16 protein-coding genes and 1 pseudogene are annotated in these 20,456 nt (G+C 47.9%); 9 read left to right on the forward strand and 8 right to left on the reverse strand.

Features of this window, described 5'->3' with window-relative positions:
* Nucleotides 1-258: 258 nt before the first annotated feature.
* Together ABSH60_RS05740 and yajD are read left to right on the forward strand one after the other, a co-directional pair.
* The gene (locus ABSH60_RS05740) at nt 259-1,467 is read left to right on the forward strand and encodes a Bcr/CflA family efflux MFS transporter (RefSeq protein ID WP_390973095.1); all 1,209 of its coding nucleotides are present in this window, start codon (nt 259-261) and stop codon (nt 1,465-1,467) included.
* 105 nt (nt 1,468-1,572) lie between these two features.
* Nucleotides 1,573-1,920 (forward strand): HNH nuclease YajD, encoded by a 348-nt coding sequence (gene yajD / locus ABSH60_RS05745; RefSeq protein ID WP_056781907.1) that lies wholly within the window; start codon nt 1,573-1,575, stop codon nt 1,918-1,920.
* Between the two features lie 175 nt (nt 1,921-2,095).
* Here the strand turns inward: yajD and ABSH60_RS05750 are convergent, their stop codons facing one another.
* Complete coding sequence (locus ABSH60_RS05750; RefSeq protein ID WP_056781909.1) at nt 2,096-2,311, reverse strand: DUF6500 family protein; 216 nt, start codon at nt 2,309-2,311, stop codon at nt 2,096-2,098.
* 98 nt (nt 2,312-2,409) lie between these two features.
* Nucleotides 2,410-3,015 (reverse strand): hypothetical protein, encoded by a 606-nt coding sequence (locus ABSH60_RS05755; RefSeq protein ID WP_390973098.1) that lies wholly within the window; start codon nt 3,013-3,015, stop codon nt 2,410-2,412.
* Nucleotides 3,016-3,281: 266 nt separating this feature from the next.
* On the opposite strand from ABSH60_RS05755, the gene ABSH60_RS05760 reads away from it, so the two are divergent.
* Nucleotides 3,282-4,133 (forward strand): aldo/keto reductase, encoded by an 852-nt coding sequence (locus ABSH60_RS05760; RefSeq protein WP_390973100.1) that lies wholly within the window; start codon nt 3,282-3,284, stop codon nt 4,131-4,133.
* 91 nt (nt 4,134-4,224) lie between these two features.
* Here ABSH60_RS05760 and gadC read toward each other — a convergent pair whose 3' ends face one another.
* Both gadC and ABSH60_RS05770 read right to left on the reverse strand, forming a co-directional pair.
* Nucleotides 4,225-5,763, reverse strand: a complete 1,539-nt coding sequence (gene gadC, locus ABSH60_RS05765) for a glutamate:gamma-aminobutyrate antiporter (RefSeq protein ID WP_056781916.1) — start codon at nt 5,761-5,763, stop codon at nt 4,225-4,227.
* 102 nt (nt 5,764-5,865) lie between these two features.
* Nucleotides 5,866-7,266 (reverse strand): glutamate decarboxylase, encoded by a 1,401-nt coding sequence (locus ABSH60_RS05770; protein ID WP_390973102.1) that lies wholly within the window; start codon nt 7,264-7,266, stop codon nt 5,866-5,868.
* A gap of 335 nt (nt 7,267-7,601) precedes the next feature.
* Between ABSH60_RS05770 and ABSH60_RS05775 the strand changes: the two genes are divergently transcribed.
* Entirely contained in the window at nt 7,602-7,742 is a 141-nt protein-coding gene (locus ABSH60_RS05775) for a hypothetical protein (protein ID WP_162997918.1), read from the forward strand.
* 116 nt (nt 7,743-7,858) lie between these two features.
* On the opposite strand, the gene ABSH60_RS05780 is transcribed toward ABSH60_RS05775, so the two are convergent.
* Nucleotides 7,859-8,170 carry a DUF2913 family protein gene (locus tag ABSH60_RS05780; protein WP_390973104.1) on the reverse strand — a complete coding sequence of 104 codons (312 nt, stop codon included), beginning with the start codon at nt 8,168-8,170 and terminating at the stop codon, nt 7,859-7,861.
* Nucleotides 8,171-8,451: 281 nt separating this feature from the next.
* Between ABSH60_RS05780 and ABSH60_RS05785 the strand changes: the two genes are divergently transcribed.
* Nucleotides 8,452-9,087: a YfdX family protein gene (locus tag ABSH60_RS05785; RefSeq protein ID WP_390973106.1), complete on the forward strand. Its 636-nt coding sequence runs from the start codon at nt 8,452-8,454 to the stop codon at nt 9,085-9,087.
* A 17-nt stretch (nt 9,088-9,104) separates the two neighbouring features.
* Here the strand turns inward: ABSH60_RS05785 and ABSH60_RS05790 are convergent, their stop codons facing one another.
* Both ABSH60_RS05790 and evgA read right to left on the reverse strand, forming a co-directional pair.
* On the reverse strand, nt 9,105-12,359 hold the full coding sequence (locus ABSH60_RS05790; RefSeq protein WP_390973108.1) for a response regulator: 3,255 nt from the start codon (nt 12,357-12,359) through the stop codon (nt 9,105-9,107).
* A gap of 4 nt (nt 12,360-12,363) precedes the next feature.
* On the reverse strand, nt 12,364-12,978 hold the full coding sequence (evgA, locus tag ABSH60_RS05795) for an acid-sensing system DNA-binding response regulator EvgA (RefSeq protein ID WP_056781923.1): 615 nt from the start codon (nt 12,976-12,978) through the stop codon (nt 12,364-12,366).
* Nucleotides 12,979-13,521: 543 nt separating this feature from the next.
* On the opposite strand from evgA, the gene ABSH60_RS05800 reads away from it, so the two are divergent.
* From ABSH60_RS05800 to ABSH60_RS05810, 3 genes are all read left to right on the forward strand, one after another.
* Nucleotides 13,522-14,640, forward strand: coding sequence for an HlyD family efflux transporter periplasmic adaptor subunit (locus tag ABSH60_RS05800; RefSeq protein ID WP_390975695.1), 1,119 nt, complete (start codon nt 13,522-13,524; stop codon nt 14,638-14,640).
* Nucleotides 14,640-16,184 (forward strand): DHA2 family efflux MFS transporter permease subunit, encoded by a 1,545-nt coding sequence (locus ABSH60_RS05805; RefSeq protein WP_390973110.1) that lies wholly within the window; start codon nt 14,640-14,642, stop codon nt 16,182-16,184. Before ABSH60_RS05800 ends, ABSH60_RS05805 begins: the two co-directional genes overlap by 1 nt.
* 496 nt (nt 16,185-16,680) lie before the next feature.
* Nucleotides 16,681-17,097, forward strand: a complete 417-nt coding sequence (locus ABSH60_RS05810; protein ID WP_390973112.1) for a hypothetical protein — start codon at nt 16,681-16,683, stop codon at nt 17,095-17,097.
* Between the two features lie 143 nt (nt 17,098-17,240).
* On the opposite strand, the pseudogene ABSH60_RS05815 reads toward ABSH60_RS05810, so the two are convergent.
* Nucleotides 17,241-18,170, reverse strand: a pseudogene (locus ABSH60_RS05815) (IS5 family transposase).
* A 624-nt stretch (nt 18,171-18,794) separates the two neighbouring features.
* Between ABSH60_RS05815 and ABSH60_RS05820 the strand changes: the two are divergent.
* The gene (locus tag ABSH60_RS05820; RefSeq protein ID WP_390973114.1) at nt 18,795-20,429 is read left to right on the forward strand and encodes a ShlB/FhaC/HecB family hemolysin secretion/activation protein; all 1,635 of its coding nucleotides are present in this window, start codon (nt 18,795-18,797) and stop codon (nt 20,427-20,429) included.
* The last annotated feature ends 27 nt before the right edge of the window (nt 20,430-20,456 follow it).

Genomic DNA, 20,456 nt, shown 5'->3' on the forward strand with positions numbered 1-20,456 from the left:
ATTTATCGTTGGCGGGCTGTGCATCGCCGCAGCACGTTTGGCGCGGTGTTCAATGAGGCGCATTAATAATGATAATCATCATCTAAAGTGTCAACTCATTTTGATTACAATCATCATCAATAATAATTACATCGCCCACAAACAGAGTGACGCCCCATTCATGAATTCAGTTCATAGTGCCTATCCTGCCGGGCGCCATTATCTGCGCCCGTAAACCCGCTACTATGCCTGCTTCTCTTACTGTCCCGATGGATAACCATGACCCCTTCACAGGCGCTATCGCCGCCCGCTGCCGGAAAAACGACCGGCCTTTCACTGGTGTTAATTCTCAGCGCGTTAATGGCGATCACCTCCTTATCCACCGACATCTATCTGCCTGCGATGCCGGTGATGGCAACAGATTTACAGGGTGACGCGGAGTTAACGATCACCGGCTTTTTGATTGGCTTTTGCATTGCCCAGTTGGTCTGGGGGCCGGTGAGTGACCACTTTGGCCGACGCCTGCCCTTGTTCTTGGGCATGGTGTTGTTTATTGCGGGATCGGTGGGATGCGCACTGTCGACGGACATCGTGCAGATCGTTTTCTGGCGAGTCTTTCAGGCGCTGGGAGCCTGCACTGGCCCCATGCTGGCGCGGGCAATGATCCGCGATTTGTTCAGTCGCACACGTGCTGCACAAATGCTCTCAACGCTGATGATCATCATGGCGGTTGCGCCCATTGCCGGGCCGCTTATCGGCGGCCAGATGATTAAAGTCACCTCATGGCACACCATCTTCTGGCTGCTGGCGATAATCGGCGTGCTGATGCTGGGCTCGCTGTTCTGGCTTGAGGAAACATTGCCTGCCGAAAAACGAGTGAAAGCCTCCTTGTCCGGCGCGTTTGCGAACTATGCCATCTTGCTGAGAAACGCCAGTTTTATGCGTTTCACGCTTTGTCTGACCTTCTACTACGTCGCCGCTTATGCGTTTATCACCGGCTCTCCGTTCGTGTACATCCGTTATTTCGGCGTTGATCCGCAGCATTACGGCTGGCTGTTTGCGGTGAATATCATCGGGCTGATGGCCGTCAGCGTGGTGAACCGCCGCCTGGTACATCGTTATCCGCTGGAGTCGTTGCTCAGATTTGCCGTGTTAGCCGCCACCCTCGCGGCCGTTATCCTTGCCGCAGCGACCGGTTTTGGCTTCGGCGGAATTGGTCTGATTGTTGTGGCAGTATTTGTGTTCTTTTCCATGAACGGCATTATTGCCGCCACTTCGACGGCCTGTGCGCTGGACGCGGTGCCGAACGTCGCGGGCTCCGCGTCGGCCCTGATGGGCTCGCTGCAATATGGCAGCGGCATTATTTCATCCCTTTTACTGGCCCTGCTCAGCGATGGCACCCCCTGGACGATGGGCTGGATAATGGCCGTCTTTACGCTGGCCAGTGCAGGTATGGCGCTGACCACCAGGGTTAAGCGGGCCGGATAACGTGGCAGCTTTGCCGCTCTTCTTTCATTTCTCCTTCCGTTCCTTTATGGGATATATTGAGGGCACTTTCGTAAAATGACCTCTTGATTACAGGCAATGTCGGCAATGGCTCTGATCCCAAAAAACTACTCGCGGCTGGAAAGCGGCTACCGCGAGAAAGCACTAAAAATCTATCCATGGGTATGCGGGCGCTGCTCCCGCGAGTTTGTGTATTCAAACCTGCGCGAGTTAACGGTTCACCATATCGATCACGATCACAACAATAACCCGGCAGATGGCAGCAACTGGGAGTTGTTGTGTCTGTACTGCCACGACAACGAACACTCCAAGTACACCGAAGCCGATCTGTACGGCACAAACGTGGTGGCGGGTGAAGACGCGCAAAATGATGTTGAGGCAGCCACTTACAGTCCGTTTGCGGATTTAAAGTCGATGCTCAATAAGAAGAAATAATGTGGGCAATGCCCGTTTCTGGCACCTACCTGACGTCGTTCAGGTAGGTGCCAGGTTGCGGTCAGCGCATCGCGGTGTGAGAAAAAATAAGCATATTCCTTCCCCTCGTGATATTAACTGCGACCTTCGCATGGAGAAATTTCTCAGCCAAAGAGCTATAAACCTGACAGGTTCGTTACAGGGCTAAAACGAGGGATTTTATCTTTTCAGCCTTTTCAAAGTGATCCAGTTTCATCTCCATAATCCACCAATGTGCCACTTCCATCAGCAGTTCCGGTTCATCATTTTTATTCGCAAAAAATGCATAGAATGACAGCCCTACATGGCTGCCCTTCGCCACGATTTTTGCCTCGCAGATTCTGATGATTTTTTCCTTCATTTCTGCCCGCACGTTCTCCCCTTTTATAGGCTGTTGATCTGACTCTCTTCAAAACACTATCAATCTGATGCCCGGCTAAAACTTTTTTTTGAAAAAATTAAGTTATCCGCCTAAACAATATTGTTACCGGACAATACCTTTTTTATACGTAATATGGAAATGAATACATTAAACTTTATTGCGTTACGCCTGAGACTGATGTAGCAAAATAGCATATGGAGAGAATAAAAAACATACTGAGTGAAAATGATTAACCCTCCGACAGAATATGTCCATTTTAATGGGGTTGATGTAATTTTCGCCCAGGAAAACAAGGCGCCCGCGCCCGCAATAAAACCTATAATAAACATAAGTATGATTATCCAGATGACATTCTTTTTTATTGTCACTTCATGATCATGGTATTTATAAAAACCTTCAAAAACAAACAGGGACTTACAGAATTTTTTATGCTTCGCAGGATTTAAAATGTAATACTTCAATATATGAACATTCAGCATGTAATTGCCGGACATTTTATATTCTGATAACTTGAGTTCCTGTTTATATTTCTCCAGAATTTCTTCTTCATCCCCACACTCTGTAAGATAGGTGATAGCTTCCGCTTTCTTCTCATAAGATAATGAAAAAAAAGTATCGAAGATAAATAATTTTTTCAAATAAGGCAGTGCGGGTATAAATATTTTCCAGACACCGGCTATAGATGTGATTTCCATACTTCCATCCCTTGTTCAGTTTCCCTTGAAAATCCAACATATCAAAACAAACTATCCGTTTGCGAACATTTATCTCTAGAGCATTATTTTATAGCACACTCAAACAGCGCCTTCACATAAGTCTCCTGCCACACCCAACCCACTTCACACTCCGTTAACGGCCATATTGATGAATACAACTAATTAACCCTATCTCATTACCCCACCTAATAAAATAAATGACTCTGCGTTATGCTTTTCCGACACAATCGCCGGAGGATAACGTCATGCAAACAGTCACACTGAACAATGGTATTGAAATGCCCCTGCTGGGCTTTGGTGTATTTCAGATGACGGATGCCGCCGAATGCGAGCGTGCGGTTATTGATGCTGTCGAAACAGGTTATCGCCTGATTGATACCGCGGCGTCCTATCAGAATGAAACTCAGGTCGGCAATGCGCTTAAGCACAGTGGGATCGCCCGTGATGAACTCTTTGTCACCACGAAACTCTGGTTACAGGATACCCATTACGAAGGGGCAAAAGCCCAGTTCGAACGTTCGCTGAACCGCCTGCAGCTCGACTATGTCGATCTGTATCTTATTCATCAGCCCTACGGTGATGTTCATGGGGCGTGGCGGGCCATGGAAGAACTGCAGCAGGCAGGCAAGATCCGCGCTATCGGTGTGAGTAATTTCCAACCCGACAGACTGGCCGATCTTGTGGCATTTAATAAGGTCATCCCCGCGGTGAATCAGATTGAAGTGAACCCTTTCAACCAGCAACTGCACGCCGCACCCTGGATGCAAAGCCGGGGTATCCAGCCTGAAGCCTGGGCGCCCTTTGCAGAAGGGAAAAATGGCTTGTTCCAGCATCCCGTCCTGGCTGAGTTGGGTAAAAAGTATGGCAAAAGCGTTGGTCAGATAGTCCTGCGTTGGATCTTCCAGCGCGGCATCGTTTCACTGGCAAAATCCGTGCGTAAAGCGCGTATGGAAGAAAACATCACTGTGCTCGATTTTGAGCTTAATGCTGAAGACATGCTGCGAATTACCGCTCTCGATACCGCAACCAGCGCCTTCTTCTCGCATCGCGATCCGGCCAGGGTCGAATGGCTGACGGGCCGTAAACTCGACGTTTAAATCGCGATCAAAACCGCGGCATACATTCCTTTGCAGCTCGTCACATTACGTCAATAAGCCAGACATTCCTGCCTGGCTTATTGATTACCGGTTAATGCACTTTTTTATTATCGACAAAGATATGGTGCATTGAGCGGGCACGCGGATGAATAAAGAAATGCCCTTCTGGCGCTGAATCACTGCTGACGGGTTTTAGCGTGATATTACTGCGCTTCGCACGCTTATCATGCAGGGCATAAATAATGAACGGAATGGACAGCACGATCAGGAAGCATACGACCAGCAGGCCAGCGTAAAGAGTGTTCGCTTCGCTGCCTGGCAGACCTGTCGGTGGACAGAATGACACCACAAAGGCAACCAGTGATGCCATCAGACCCACGACCGCAACGGTCAGTTTCACCGCTTTGCCACCGGGTATATTGAAAGTACGTTTGTTTGCTGACTGCTTACGCACGAGGTTGATATAACCGAGGAACAGCAGGAAATAGCTGCACAGATAAATCACCACGGTCAGTGCCAGTGCAATCAGGAAAGACATATTATTGCCGCCCCCGGTATTGGTCAGAACAATCAGCGCCACAGAGGTGATAATTAACTGGGAAATCACCAGAACAACAGGCACGCCGTTCTTATTCATTTTTGCGAAACTGGCAGGCAGGATCCCTTTTTGCGCTGTCACCAGCATTCCGCGGGAAGGCCCGACAATCCAGGCGGCGATTTCCGCCAGCACACCTAACAATAACAGTGCAGCAATGCCGCGGATCGCCCACTCAAAACCGCTACCCAGGTGATTGATCAGCACGCTGAAGGTCTGCATGACACCAGCCGAAAGGTTAATGTCGTCATGCGGGATCACCGCAGCAATAGACAGACCGCCCACAGAACTCAGGCAAATGGCCGCAAACATCAGCAGCAGCATGGCGAGCGGATAGTCGCGCCCCGGATTCTTCATCTCGTTGACGTGGGTCGCGGACGCTTCAACACCCATGTAACTCAGGATAAAGGCCACAAACACCACCAGGGTTCCCATCTGAGTAAAGTCCGGGAAGAAGGTCGACACGCTCATGTCGATGGCTACCGGCGCACCGGAATGAAGATAGCTGATCGCCAAGACAACCAGGATTGCCGCAGGAAGCAGGATGCCGGCAAAGAAGCCGATTTTAGCAATGCGCGCTGTATTTTTGGTGCCGCCAAACTGCGTTAAAGCAAGACCCCAGAGGATCACCAGCGCGGCCACCGTTTTCACTATCGGATCGCTGTTCAACGCCGGCCATTTGAGGATGTAAGAGAGCGCGCCCAGTACAAAATAGAGCATCGGGATAAACCCTATCGCGATTTGCAAATAGCCGAACGAAATAGCCGCAAACCCCCATTTTTCACCCAGCGTTTTAGAAACCCAGGTGAAAACGCCCCCCTCCTGCCACCCTTCTACCGTCGCCATTTCCGCCGCACAAAGACCGACGGGAATAAACCACAGCAGACCGCCCAACAGCAGAAAGAAAATAAGGGAAAAACCCGAGGTAGCAAACGTGGGATATTCATAAACGGCCATCACCATCGACGCCGTGATAGCAAAAAAGCCCAACAACGATAATTGTTTAGGTGCGGCGCTTTTTACTGTGCTCGCCATAACTGATCTCCTGAAGGAAGCGCAGAGTCTTCTCAGTAAGTTTTAATCTGAAATTTAGGGGGGTGACTTTCGGGTCACCCCGGAACAAGAGAGGTCACGCGTTTATGCGTGATTAAAGCCGCCCGTGCGTGATGCGCTGGAAGGCTGGCTGAGCGGGTGACTCATGAAATCATTCAGCGCACGTTTCATATCTTCAATGAGCAGGCAGCCGAGGTCGTAGCTCACACCGTGACGGACCAGAATGCGCTGAATCACCAAATCTTCACGGTGGGACGGCATGGAGTAAGCCGGCACCTGCCAGCCACGCACGCGGAGTTTCTCAGCCAGATCGTAGAGCGTATAACCGCCAAGGTAAGCGCCCTCTTTCAGCGTCCAGGCCAGTGCAGGGATACCTTTTTGGCTGTCGCCATCGAAAATGATCTCAAACGGCCCGAGCTTGCCGATTTCCGCTGCCAGATGCTGAGCCGTGGCGTAGCAGGCATTATGGATTTTGGCGTAACCCTCACGCCCCAGGCGCAGGAAGTTGTAGTACTGGGCAACGATCTGCCCGCCCGGTCGTGAAAAGTTAAGCGCAAAGGTCGGCATGTTGCCGCCCAGATAGTTAACATTGAAAATCAGCTCTTCAGGCAAGTCTGCCACCTCACGCCACACGACCCAGCCTGCGCCAAGCGGGGCCAGACCGAATTTATGGCCTGATGCATTGATGGATTTAACCCGCGGCAGCCGGAAATCCCACTCCAGTTCCGGCGCACAAAATGGCGCCAGAAAACCGCCGCTGGCACCGTCGATATGCATGGGAATATCCTGCCCGGTCTGCAGCTGCAGCTGATCAAGCGCATCGCTCACCGCTTTTACCGGCTCGTACTGGCAGGTAAATGTCACGCCAAGCGTAGGGATCACCCCGATGGTGTTTTCATCCACACGCTTTAACACCTCTTCCGGACACATGATCAGACGATCGCCTTCCAGAGGAATTTCACGCAATTCGACGTCAAAATAGCGGGCAAATTTGTGCCAGCAAATTTGTACCGGGCCGCAAATCAGGTTGGGTTTATCCGCTGACAAACCTTGTGCTGCGCGTTTCTTACGCCACTGCCACTTCAGCGCTAACCCGCCCAGCATCGCCGCTTCTGAAGAGCCAATCGTCGAGCAGCCCAGCGTGGTGTCCGGCGTTGGCGAATTCCACAGGTCGGCCAGCATTCGCACGCAGCGCGCTTCTATTTCCGCCGTCTGCGGATATTCATCTTTATCGATCATATTTTTGTCGATGGACAAATCCATCAGCTCACGGATTTCATCATCCACCCAGGTCTGACAAAAAGTCGCAAGGTTCTGACGTGAATTACCATCCAGGAGTAATTCATCACGGATCGCATTGAATATATTGCGCGGTTCGTGTTCTTCGTTTGGGAAAGAGGAGGACGGTAATGATGATGCTAAATCTGCTGACGCGTAGACATCATCTTTACTGTTATATCGTGAACCGTTTATATCATCACTCATGGCATTAACCTTTTATCAGAGTCAAATAATTTAAAAAATAGAATGTATAATCCGCGCCGGGAAATAATGAAACGTGAGCCTGACCGACGGAATTTAAATTGAAAGTGCTATGCAATAAATTTTATAAGCCTGCCGGGGATAAAGATATCAGAGCAACAGGGCGTTATTGTACGCTCAAGAGTACAGTTGTAATCCTGGAGCGACATTATCAGGATCGCTGATTTAGAAAATGTATAAGTGCATATTCCCATGTTAGCCCTGCGCTGCAATGACGGAGCTATCTGGATATAGTCAGCAGTTTCTTCGAAAGGTAGCTTTTCAGTTTATGAGGGTTAATGACATTCATGCGCCTGACGCCATTCCCTTCGCAAACTCTGCCGGATGTTTCAGGAGGCAACCCGGCTGACCGGTTGGACAAGGTGGGTTTACACGCCATGCTGGCAGGGATGAACGCCTCTGACGCACAGGCAGAATAGATAATCGCTGGCATCGCAATGACAGCGAAGACAAAGAGCAGAATCTTTCTCACGAGGGATTACTCCTGATTGATAATTTTAGATAAAGCGTCTTTTGGGGAGATTGATATTCGCGGTCAGATGTCAGCCTGGCATTCGCTTCGACAAAATTTCTCTGAATTTAACCGAGAGTGTTCATTCCAGAGCGTTAACAAATACCTCTTGATTCTTATTGTCCGACTTAACTGTCTGCTAAAGGTAATCATATCGTTTAAGGAATCTGCCACTTCTCTGGAAAACCTTTTTTGTCGCTGAGCCTGAATAAGCCATCGCAGTAAAAAGAGATCTTCTTGTGCCGCATTTTTGGAGGGAGACTGGGTATTATTGATATGAAGTGCGACCAGAGCACACCATGAAAGATGCGCGACGTTTTCATTCAGGTTATTCATTTTTAGATGCCTGGACTAAGAGAAATGACAGGGTAATCACTGGTTCGATGAACACGTTCCAAACCGTTTCATTAATTTATTGTTTTTATACACTCAATGAAATCAGATACAGTCCTGCACACTATCATCTGAATCTTACGCATGTCATCCTTCTCTTAATAAGGATGACGTACGTAAGTTATTTCTCTCATCATTGAATTGCCATTCTTATTATCACCAGTAAAAATAAAATCTATTCTGTACATGTTTTTTACATTCTCTTAAATCAACAGGATTTTATTATGAAAAGATTATTATTAGCGAGCCTGATGGCAACGATGGTGACGGCATCTCCGGTATGGGCCGATACCCCCCCTGTCTCAGCGCAAACTGATACACCTGCCAGTCATCTGGTCAAAAAAGAAGCCAGTGATGTTCTTAATATGGCCGCACAGGGGTTTGATGCGGTGCGCGATATTCAAATTGCCAGAGTGGCCATTTTCCAGGGTCAGCCTGATGCGGCCAAACAATTAACACGAGACGCGGCTAATTTGCTCTCCGATGCCAGCACCGACTGGAGCAAGTTCACAAAAATGGACGCCGGCGCCAAAATGATTAACGACCAGTACATTATCGTTAATTCTAACTTCGCGATTTCTGAGAACTTTATTGCCTCTCCCGAAAAAGAAGCCGCCATTAAAAAAGCGAATGAGAAAGTCGCCAAGGGTGACCCTAAAGGCGCTATCGACACGCTGCGTTTAGCGGGTATGAGCGTTTTGCAAAATCAATACCTGATGCCGTTAAAACAAACACGGGAAGCCGTTTCCGAAGCCAGTAAATTACTCGACTCAGGAAAATACTACGAAGCAAATTTAGTCTTAAAAGGTGCTGAGGATGGCATTATTGTTGATAGCGAATTGCTGGATCTAGACCGCTAATTATCAACGTGCTCAGCTTATCTGTCTGGCAGAGTTGCAGGCTCTGCCGGACAAATAATGGCGATCTCTTCACTGACCTTGTGCAAAATACGGCTGATTTTCGTCAGCACCGTCAGGCAAAATTGCGTCGTGAGCTCAGTTTTATCCATCATTTCTATCGGGGAAAGAATATCTTTCAGTTCTTTTATTTCGAGAAGTTGACCGGCACCGTGCAGACGATGCACGGCCTGTTTGAATCGGCCAAAGTCTTCTTTCACGACGGCCTGCTCAGCTTCAGCGAGATCTTTCCTGGCTTCAAAATAGAAAACCTCAATCAGCTCATTAAGCCGTTCTTTTTGCCCGCCGGTATTACGATGCAGAACGTCGATATTGAGATGGGAAACCGGCAATGTCACCGCGTGGTTCCCCGTAATCTTATTAAGTTCATGGGTCAGCGTTCGTAACGAAACGGGTTTAAACAGGCAGAGATTCATGCCGTTTTGCAGGCATTTCTCCCGTGTTTTCTCCTGAGCATTTGCTGTCAGGCCCCAAATCTGGAGCGTCGGATAGGTTTTTCTTAAATCACCCGAGAGCGTAATTCCATCTTTTCCCGGCATATTAATGTCGGTAATTAATAAGTCGTAATGTGCTTTGCCGATCATTTGCTCTGCTTCGTCACCGTTGCAGGCTTCATCCACCTCATAACCGATATTTTGTAGCTGCCTTTTAAGCAGCAGCCGGTTAGTCGGATGATCGTCTGCAATAAGAACTGACAACGGCGCACGAGATAACGACTCACGCTGAGGTGTAGATAAGTCAATTTGCTGAGGAGGACATATTTCTACCGGCAGATTAAGAGTCAGTGTCGTTCCATACCCCGGCTGACTTTCCATCGTCAGTGTGCCCTGCATTAATGAAACGAGATCTTTGCATATCGTCAGCCCTAACCCCGAACCGGTTTGCATCCGCCCCTGCTCGGCTTGAGAATAACGCTGGAAGAGGGTCGCCTTTTCATCCGCTGAAATACCGCACCCCGTATCACTGACGATGATCTGAAGGCCGGTTTGATAATCGTTAAACATATACTGATGTACGCACACGTCTATTTTTCCCTGAACAGTAAATTTCAGAGCGTTACTGATCAGATTATTCATAATCTGCCTGAGCGCCTGCGGGTCAATCAGCATTTGCACATCGTCCGGCATCGTATTTTTGTAGTGTAAAGACAGATTTTTTTTCTGCGCAATTCCCTCAAATGAACGACATATCTCAAGCATCAGCTTGTTAACGTAGGTTCTCTGGTAATGAATTTGATAATTACCTGACGCCACTTTATCAACATCAAGTATTTCGCCGATCAGCCCCAGTAAAGATTGCGCGGTGGTATATACCTGCTCTATGGCCTCTTTATGCTGCAAAGCATCTAATGCCTGACGATTCATTAATTCTAAAAAACCGACAATAGAGCTGACGGGGGTTCTCAATTCGTGGCTCATACTGGCGAGAAACTGACTTTTCGCCTCGGTGGCAAGAATCGCCTTATTTTTTTCCTCTTCAAGAGCCCGGGAAAGACGCTCTTTAAGCTGTAACTGAATTTCCAGCTGACGCTGCGACTCTTTACGCTTACGGACTTCACTCTGCAAATAAAATCCCCACACCAGACTGCTGGCAATCAGGGTCACGGCAAACGCGATAACAAGGTAAAACTGCTTGCTATAAAGATTCCAGGTTTGAATCTGAACTTTAGGCATTTTTGACCATTTTTCAGTCAGCTGCAAAATCTCCCGCGGTGGAATGGACACCAGCGCTTTATCCAAAATGGACTTTAATTCAGGATCGGTTTTTGACAAGGCAAAGCTGATCGGTGCCAGCGGCATATCCGAAAGGCGTAAATAGTTCAGATCCGAGGGGTAATAATGGTCGATGATATAGCGTGCGGATAACTCAGTCGTCACCGTGGCATCAACGTCACCTTTATTCACCATACTCATGGCGATACTGGTATTTTCAACCACCATCCATTTGATATGGGGATACTTCTCCTTGAGTTGGTCGGTTAAGGTGAAGTGAGGCGGTATGGCGATCTGATTAACAGTCTTAAGTGTAAGATCCACTGGCAGTTTAACTTTCGTCACCACGACAAAAGGAAGTTTCATAAACGGGTCGCTGAATGCGATACGCCCCCCTCTTTCATTGCTGTAGGTGGCGGCAGGAATGAGATCCCATTCCCCTTTCATCATCTTCATGACCATTTCAGAATTTGAATTAGCAAATACAGGTTCAAACTCCAGGCCAGTTTGTATCTGAATTAAATTAAGAATGTCCCCCATGATGCCACGGATTTCATTCTCATCATTAGTGATGGTAAACGGTGGATAATAAGGATTAATCAGTACGCGTAGTTTTTTATGTCTCTTGAGCCATAAACGCTCCCGGCCAGAGAGCGAAAGCGGCTTATTTAAAAATGAGAGATTTCCCCTTTCAAGCCAGTTTTGAGTCACCTGCATGTTGGTTTCATTAGTGATGGCATCAATGAAGTTATTGATGATATTGCGCAATATCACCTGCTCAGCGTTAAGAATGAAATGATTCTTAAGGTCTGATCGCATAAAATAACGCATAACTGATAACGACTGAGGGAAGTATTTGGAAAGATAATTACTGGTGGTGATATTATTGCCGATAAAATAAACGTTTTCATTTTCCACGACGGATGACATGGCCAGGTAGTCATTATCATAAAAATTAATTTTCGCATTAGGAAAATCACTCCTGATGGTATCGACAGACGGGCAAGAATCCGAGCAGGCAATGGTGACTATTTTGTCGGTTGCTAAAGGTTGCATTGTGTTTTTTATCGACGTCACCAGAGTCGGATAGGTTCTGACTAACGCTGCGGTATGCAACAAATTGGCAGAGTCATTCATTTTTCGCGTCAAAGGCGTCAGCAGCATATCGACGTTATTTTTGCTAAGCCCATCCAGAGCTTCTTTCTCATTCTTATACTGAGTGATGGTAATTTTCACCCCCAGACTTTTCTGCATTAATGCCAGATAGTCAGCATTGATTCCTCTGTAGTAGTGATCGACACTGTTATAAACAACGGGAGAAATTTCCGGAAGCCATGTGCCAATAACCAGACTTTTTCTCTGCGCCATCCAGCGGGTTTCATCTTTGCTTAATTTGACTTTTTCAAAATTGTTAACAAAGCTGTTTTTAATTTCAATATTTTTTACAGTTGCCGCATTGACGGGGAAAAAGAGAATGAGCAATAAAAAAGTCAGAACCCTCATGGCATTACCCCAGTTTATTTCGCTGAGCAAAGCTGAAAAGGTCCATCAATGAATTACAGTTTAACTTTTCCAGCAAACGTCTTTTATAGGTACACACCGTTTTATTGCTGATATTCATTTTGCTGGCGATATTAGTGTAATCTATGCCATTAATGATATATCGGAACACTTTTATTTCCTGCATGGAAAGTGATTCCAGCTTATCCTGCTCCGAGGACGTTTCACCGAAAAATCGATTAAGCGTAAAAGGAAAATAACCATATCCATTTTTAGCCGCTTCTATTGCCGCTATAATATTGTTCAACCCCTCTTTTTTACTGACAAATCCGTTTGCACCAAACTCAGCACTGCGCTGTCCGTAAAACACTTCATTCTTAGCAGAAATAACGATGACAGTGCCCGCATAACGACGTTTGCGTAATTGCTCGAGCACCTCGATACCGCTGATAGTAGGAATATCCACGTCAATGATAACAAGATCTGGTTTGAGGGTTTCGACCTTATTGACGACATGGCCGCCGTCATCCAACTCGGCGAGAAGTGTAATCCCGTTAGCATCGAGTAAGTTTTTTATCGCTATACGTGCCAGAGGGTGGTCGTCTACGATGATGGCTTTCATTTTTAAATGATAATCCTTTATTTAACACAAAAATAAAAAACACACATTCCTCACATTCACATGAGGAAAGGTATTTATTTGATCAGATGTATATAGCGGCAGATATTATCTGAAATGATAATGCCTTTGATATTAAAGGCACTGCATCCATTGCTTAAAATATAGAGTAACATGTTATTTCAATAAGAATATAAACGCACAGTAAATGAGAAAGTACTTTGAAGACTGGGTTATATAAAGCACCTGTTCTTGCCAGGTTTAAATATTGTTAATTTTTAATCAATGAATTATTACAAACATTGATTACAGACGTAGGAAAAATTGTACAAAGAATAAGACTCATTCTTCTATAAACCCCCTCTCCTTTTATTATCTAATAATGACACAACTGGCTACTGAAAAAATCCTGTTATCAGGCAGTTAAGCTCATTATTGAGTGCCGCCCCTCCTTTGACATGGATGAAAGACATAGCCAAATACATGGAAAATTAAGAATTCATTGTGAGAAATAATCAGGTGAAAACAGACCAGAAGAAAAAATTAATGCTAATGGCAGTGATTATCGCCATCGTCATAATCTCTTTCGTCAGCATAACATATTGGTATTTAGTACTAAAAAATGAGCAAACCACAGATGATGCCTATGTAGCAGGAAACGTGAATCCCGTGTCGGCTCTCATTAATGGCAGCGTCATTACGGTGAATCACACCAACACTGAATTAGTTAATGAAGGCGACGTCCTGGCCGTGCTCGATAACACCGATGCACAACTCGCTTACCAGAAATCTAAAAGCAATCTGGCTTTTGTGGTCAGGCAGATACAGCAGCTCACCTTACAGAACGGGCAGCTTAAGGCAGACGTTACGCAGGCAAAGATTGCTTACGACCAGGCAGTAACCGACTTTGCGCGACAGAACGGGCTAAGCCGTGATGCATTGATTGCAAAAATGGCGCTGGAGCATTACCGCAATAAAGTGTCCTCTCAGAAAGCGGCGTTAGATGCGGCCACGCAGCAGTATAAAGCCAGTCAGGCTTTGCTTCTGGATACGCCGGTGAATAAGCAACCTCAGGTTCTGCAAGCCGCCGATGCCGTTCGTGAAGCATGGATTACCCTGCAGCGCACGGTGATTCGCAGCCCGGTGACTGGCTATATCGCAGAACGCAATGTTCAGGTGGGCCAAACCGTTTCCGCAGGCCAAACACTGATGTCAGTGATCCCACTTGATCAAATGTGGGTTAATGCAAACTTTAAGGAAACGCAGTTAAACGGTGTCTCCTTAGGCCAAAAAGTCACGCTTATTAGTGATATATACGGCAAGAAAGTGCCTTATGAAGGCCATGTTGCAGGGATAAATATGGGCACCGGAGGAAGCTTCTCGCTGCTGCCTGCGCAAAATGCCACCGGGAACTGGATTAAAGTCGTTCAACGCGTGCCTGTTCGTGTGGCGCTTGATCCCGCGCAGTTGCGTAAACATCCATTACGTATCGGGCTCTCCACCACGGCGACGCTGTATTCTGACGACGCGGTGAGCATGGGAGAAAACACCCTCTCTGACCACGTTATCCGCACACCGGCCTTAAACAGTACGGCGCTGGTTGTGAATACACAGGAAATTGAACATGACATCGCCGAGATTATTGCCCGGAATGGAGCTCAATAATGGAGTGTTCAGCAGGCGTTCCGGCGCCACTTAAAGGAAGCACATTAATTCTGGTTACTATTGCACTGGCAATGGCAACCTTTATGCAGATGCTCGATTCAACCATCACGAATGTGGCGATACAAACTATCTCAGGATCGTTGGGCGCATCTTCCGATGAAGGCACCTGGGTCATTACCTCGTTTGGCGTTGCCAACGCTATTTCAATTCCTGTCACCGGACGACTCGCGTTACGTTTAGGTGAAAGATGGCTTTTTTTACTGTCGGTAACGTTGTTTTTTATTACATCCTTTTGTTGCGGGATCTCTTCCAGTCTCAATATGCTGATTTTCTTTCGTGTCATTCAAGGGCTGGTGGCCGGGCCGCTTATTCCGCTGTCGCAAAGTTTGCTTCTGCGCAATTATCCTCCGGAAAAACGCACCTACGCGTTAGCGATATGGTCAATGACCGTCATTATTGCCCCTATTTTTGGGCCTATTCTCGGCGGCTATATTTGCGACAATTACCATTGGGGATGGATCTTCTTTATCAATATACCTATGGGTATCGCTGTTGTAATACTTTGTTCTTTTTTACTGAAAGGTCGGGAAACGGCGACTGAGCCGGTCAAACTTAATCTGGTCGGACTTAGCTTGCTTGTCCTGGGCGTTGGTTCTCTGCAAATTATGCTGGATAAAGGCAAGGATTTAGATTGGTTTAACTCGTCAACAATCGTTACGCTCACTCTCATTTCAGTTGTCACGCTGGTGTTGTTGGTGGTCCACGAAGTGAAAAATAAAAATCCGATCGTCGATTTCAGCTTATTTAAATCGCGTAATTTTAGCATCGGCGTTTTATGTATTGTCTGCGCGTACCTGATTTATTCCGGGGCTATTGTTTTAATGCCCCAACTTTTGCAAAGTGTTTTTGGTTACACCTCCGTGTGGGCAGGTTTGGCCTATGCACCTATCGGCTTAATGCCACTGATTATTGCGCCTCTGATCGGTCGCTATAGCAACAGCATTGATATGCGGGTTCTGGTGACCTTCAGTTTTTCTGTTTATTTCGTTTGCTATTACTGGCGCGCTGTTACGTTCACGCCGACCATTGGTTTCACCTCCATTGTCTTGCCGCAGTTGATACAGGGGTTCGCGGTAGCGTGTTTCTTTCTGCCCTTAACCACGATATCTCTGGCAGGGCTCTCTTACGACAAGCTGGCGAGTGCCACAAGCCTGAGCAATTTTTTCCGCACCCTGTCTGGCTCAGTGGGCACCTCGCTGACAATGACATTATGGAGCCGGCGTGAGTCAGTTCATCACGCTCAACTTACGGAGAATATTAACCCGGCCAATCCCGTGTTTGAGCACTATTTTAGTGGCTTAAAATCGCTGGGGTTAACGACCTCGCAGGCACTGGAATATATTAACCAGCTAATTACACAACAATCACTGCTGATTTCCGCGAATGAAATATTTTATCTTTCGTCGTTTATTTTTCTTTTTCTTACATTACTGGTTTGGTTTTCCAAACCGCTCAATAGCACAGTGCCTGATTCCGGGGGCTGACCCGATTTTCAACGTAAAAATCACTTTTAATGAATTTTTCATTTATCAGCGACCAATCCTGCGATTTCATATGATGATGTACGCTATTTATATACATTGGATCGCCAGAGGTGATCTGAAATTTTTCGGCACTTTCTTCATACCGTTATTTATTGCGGCTGCTGATATTTAACCACCTGGAAACGCAGACACCGGCGGTCAGGGTCGGAGGTGATTCCCGTCGGCCATCTGACCCTGCGTAATCTGAATATCACCGGCAGCCGCAAGACGCTGCAAACATGAAGCTTGCAGGTGAAGAACAAGGCATTGCTGTTTCGCTGCCTGATTCGGAACAAACCGAGTTTTTCAGAATGTTTTGATATAACCCGTCAGCCCTTTGTAATTCATTGCTTTTCCCGACCAGGATTTACAGAAAATTAGGATTTTCTGACACACTCTTTTTCTTTCTCAGGACTAACATTCATCGGGTGTGAGTCGCTACTTTTGGAAGGAATCTATGAACGTTAAGTCTCTGGTTTTGGGGTTGTGTCTGATCGCGGGGCAAGCGGGTTACGCGGCTGCGGACAGCTGCCAGGCAAATATCTTTGGTGGGCAGGATTGTCAGTATGACAACGGACTGACATCGAGCAGTCAGTCGAATATTTTTGGCGGACAAGATGTGCGTTACAGCGATGGTCGGACATCCTCCAGCCAGGCCAATATTTTCGGTGGTCAGGATGTGCGAAACAGCGATGGCAGCACATCTACCAGCCAGTCCAATATCTTTGGTGGTCAAGATGTACGGAACAGTGATGGCAGCACATCCACCAGCCAGTCCAATATCTTTGGCGGCCAGGACGTGAGGTACAGCGACGGACGCAGCTCAACGAGTCATTCGAATATATTCGATGGACAGGATACCCGGAATTACTGATGTGTTTCCGGGTCGTAATAACGGCCCGGTCAGATCACAGCAGGATGAACGCCGACCGCCCGACCAATGGCGTCCACGGGCACGAAAGCGTCGTAGAGAAATACGAATTTGAGCACTCAAGATTGCATGCAAAACCATGCACTTTATGCATGCAGAGCGACTTTGTTGAATAAATCGGATTTAGATAAAAGCTCCTCCTGCTCCTGACTTCCTAAGGCAACCCGTACACTTTCTGGCACCCCTGCACGCGTCCTTTTGTTCAAGGCTCGGATCATGTCCATAGCTTCACCGACCTGCACATCATAATCCCGCAACGTAAGATCCCCACCGAACGCCGGTTATAAGCCGTGTGCTATTACCAGTAAGCATTGCTTCCCGTAAGGCGTTGGCTCGCCACCGCACGATTTCTGTTGGCATACACCACCAGTCAGTAACCGGCGCATTTTCGCGGCGGGATCAGTACCATGATTTTCTTGCACCTTAGCCCGCCATGGCACAGTGATGTGTCACAAGCCCCATCGGCGCAGACGCCCCTGATTTTCCTGTGCGTCTGACGTATAGCTCCGGGAAGGTCAATGCATAAGTCACATTGTTCAGCGACAGGTCAGCGCAGATGAGTTCCGGCGTCTGCCGCCAGGTGCGGTTTCCGACAGACGCGACGCTTTTCCTGACCGTGTTTTCTCACCTTCCACTCATCCTCACCGAATACCTTTAAGCCACTGGAGTCGATAACCAGGTGTGCAATTTCACCGCCAGTGGTTTTTTTGTAAGGGATATTGACTTGGACCGCCTGCTGACGCAGGAATAATCCAGGCTGCGGAACGGGAACTTCATTAAGGTAAAAATGTGGTCAATGATACCCTGCTCGGCGCGCGGCGAAAGACGCGTTTAAGCATCAAAACGGGGGGAATGACCAGCTCAGAATAACGTTACGAGCGGCCCCGGAAAGAAGGTTTGGGTTGGTCGTACCAGTCAGTAAGGGCCTGCTCATCCAGCCAGAATGCCAGTGAACCCCGATTGACAAGAGCCTTGCTGTAAACGTTCCAGCTGGTGATTTTGAACTTTTTTGCCAGGAGATATCGCTACAAGGCCAGGGATGTAGTGATCTGGTCCTGATTGCGACCAAAAGCTCGATTTATTCAACAAAGCCACTCATATTAATTAACGAGACAACTCTATTTCCCTGAAAAAATTCCTATCTCCTCATGTTTTTCAGATAACTACTCATTTATGACTCCCGCGATATAACCCCCTTTACATACGAATTATCCTATAAATAACTCCCCCTCTTTCCTAATCGGACATTATATAACGCCTCTTCTTTCTCTAATTTCTAAAAAAATCACGTTACCCTCTTCTACTTATTTTATTTTTGAGTACACTCTCCAAAAATTTTTGGCCAATACCCTGGCTCAACCTCGGGACCTTTGAGGTTTTAACCTGTTGCAACGAAACAATGGCACAGCGATGGCTTGTGTAGAGAATGTTGCATTCAGGTTATGCGTTGTAAGAAAGGGAATTAAATAATATTCATTCAGGAATATATTCCTGAATGAATATTATTTTCCCATCAACAACTTATCCCCGTTCAAATGGACTTGTAACAATCCCCTTTATTTTAAAGGGCGGTAAGGACTACCTTGAATTCTATAACAATAATAAATAATCGCGGCCAATGGATCGCGTTAATATTATTTTTGACACCTTTTTCCTATGCCGCTGATTTACCTCAGCCTGGGCAGGAACTGATCCATCAGCAGGAAAACCAGCGGGCACGTGAAGCCGCTCTGGCACCGCCAACGCCGGACGTGCGTCTGTCGCCGCCGTCTTCCTCTTTTGGCAAATTGCAGTTCCCGCAGGAAACTCCGTGCTTCCCGATCCACCACATTGAGCTGCAAAACCGCAGCGCTTTCCCGCACTGGCTGCCTTTACAGCCGATTGCCGATCAGGCAGTCGGTCACTGCCTCGGGGGGAAGGGCATCAATCTGGTGATGAGTACGCTGCAAAACCGCCTGGTGGATCACGGTTATGTCACCAGCCGCGTGCTGGCACCGCAGCAGGATCTCAAATCCGGCAACCTGATGCTGACGCTGGTGCCCGGCATCATCCGCCAGGTCAAGCTTGCGCCCGGCAGTGATCACCACGTCACCCTCTACAGCGCCTTCCCGGCCCATGACGGCAACCTGCTGGATTTACGTGATATCGAACAGGGGCTGGAAAACCTGCAGCGCGTGCCAACCGTGCAGGCCAGCATGGAAATCGTACCGGGCAATAAACCTGGGGAAAGCGATATTGCGCTGAAATGGAACCAGTCGCGCTTATGGCGGGTCGGGGCATCGCTGGATGACTCCGGCACCCGCAGTACTGGCCGCTATCAGGGTGGCGTGACGGCATATGGCGATAACCTGCTGAGCCTGAGCGATACCCTGTATCTGTCTGCGGGCACCGCATTGCAACCGCACAGTGACAAAAACACCCATAACTACACCGGCCAGTACTCCCTGCCGTTTGGTTATTGGGCTGCCAGCATGACCGCCAGCAGCAACAGTTATTACCAGACCGTGGCGGGCCTCACTAGTGATTATCGCTACAGCGGCGACAGCAACAATCTTGATTTTCAGCTGAGCCGTGTGCTGCACCGCAGCGGTAGCCAGAAAACCACCTTCACCTATGACGTGCTGGCGCGTGAATCGAAGAACTTCATCAATGACACAGAAATCGATGCCCAGCGCCGTCGCACGTCAGCCTGGAAAGTCGGCCTGCAACACCGCCACTATATTGCCGATGCCACGCTGGATGCAGGGATAAGTTATCAGCGCGGCACCCGCTGGTTTGGTGCGATGCCAGCACCGGAAGAGTCTTACGGAGATGCAACGGCGCTGAGCAAAATCATTCAGATGAATGCCCAGCTCAATTTGCCTTTTGCCTTAGCGTCACAACAGTTCCAGTACAACGTGCAATACCAGCGGCAGATGAGTAACACCCCGCTGACGCCACAGGACCAGTTTGCCATTGGCAGCCGCTGGACGGTGCGGGGCTTTGATGGCGAACGCACGCTCAACGCCGACAACGGCTGGACGGTGCGTAACGAACTGGCCTGGCAGACGCCGCTGCCAAATCAGCAACTCTATCTTGGCGTGGATTACGGCGCCGTCAGTGGTCACGGCAGCGAATATCTGGTGGGTAACCACCTGGCCGGTGGCGCAATAGGCACCCGCGGCGCGTTATTGGGCGTTAATTACGACCTGTTCGCCGGTATTCCGCTGTCCAAACCGGACGGTTTCGCCACCGACCCGGTGTCGCTGGGCTTTAACCTGAACTGGCAGTACTGAAACATGACCCACACCCCACAGATTGTT

This window comes from Rahnella sp. R3(2024) (assembly GCF_042920125.1).
GTDB classification, from domain to species: Bacteria; Pseudomonadota; Gammaproteobacteria; order Enterobacterales; family Enterobacteriaceae; genus Rahnella; species Rahnella rivi.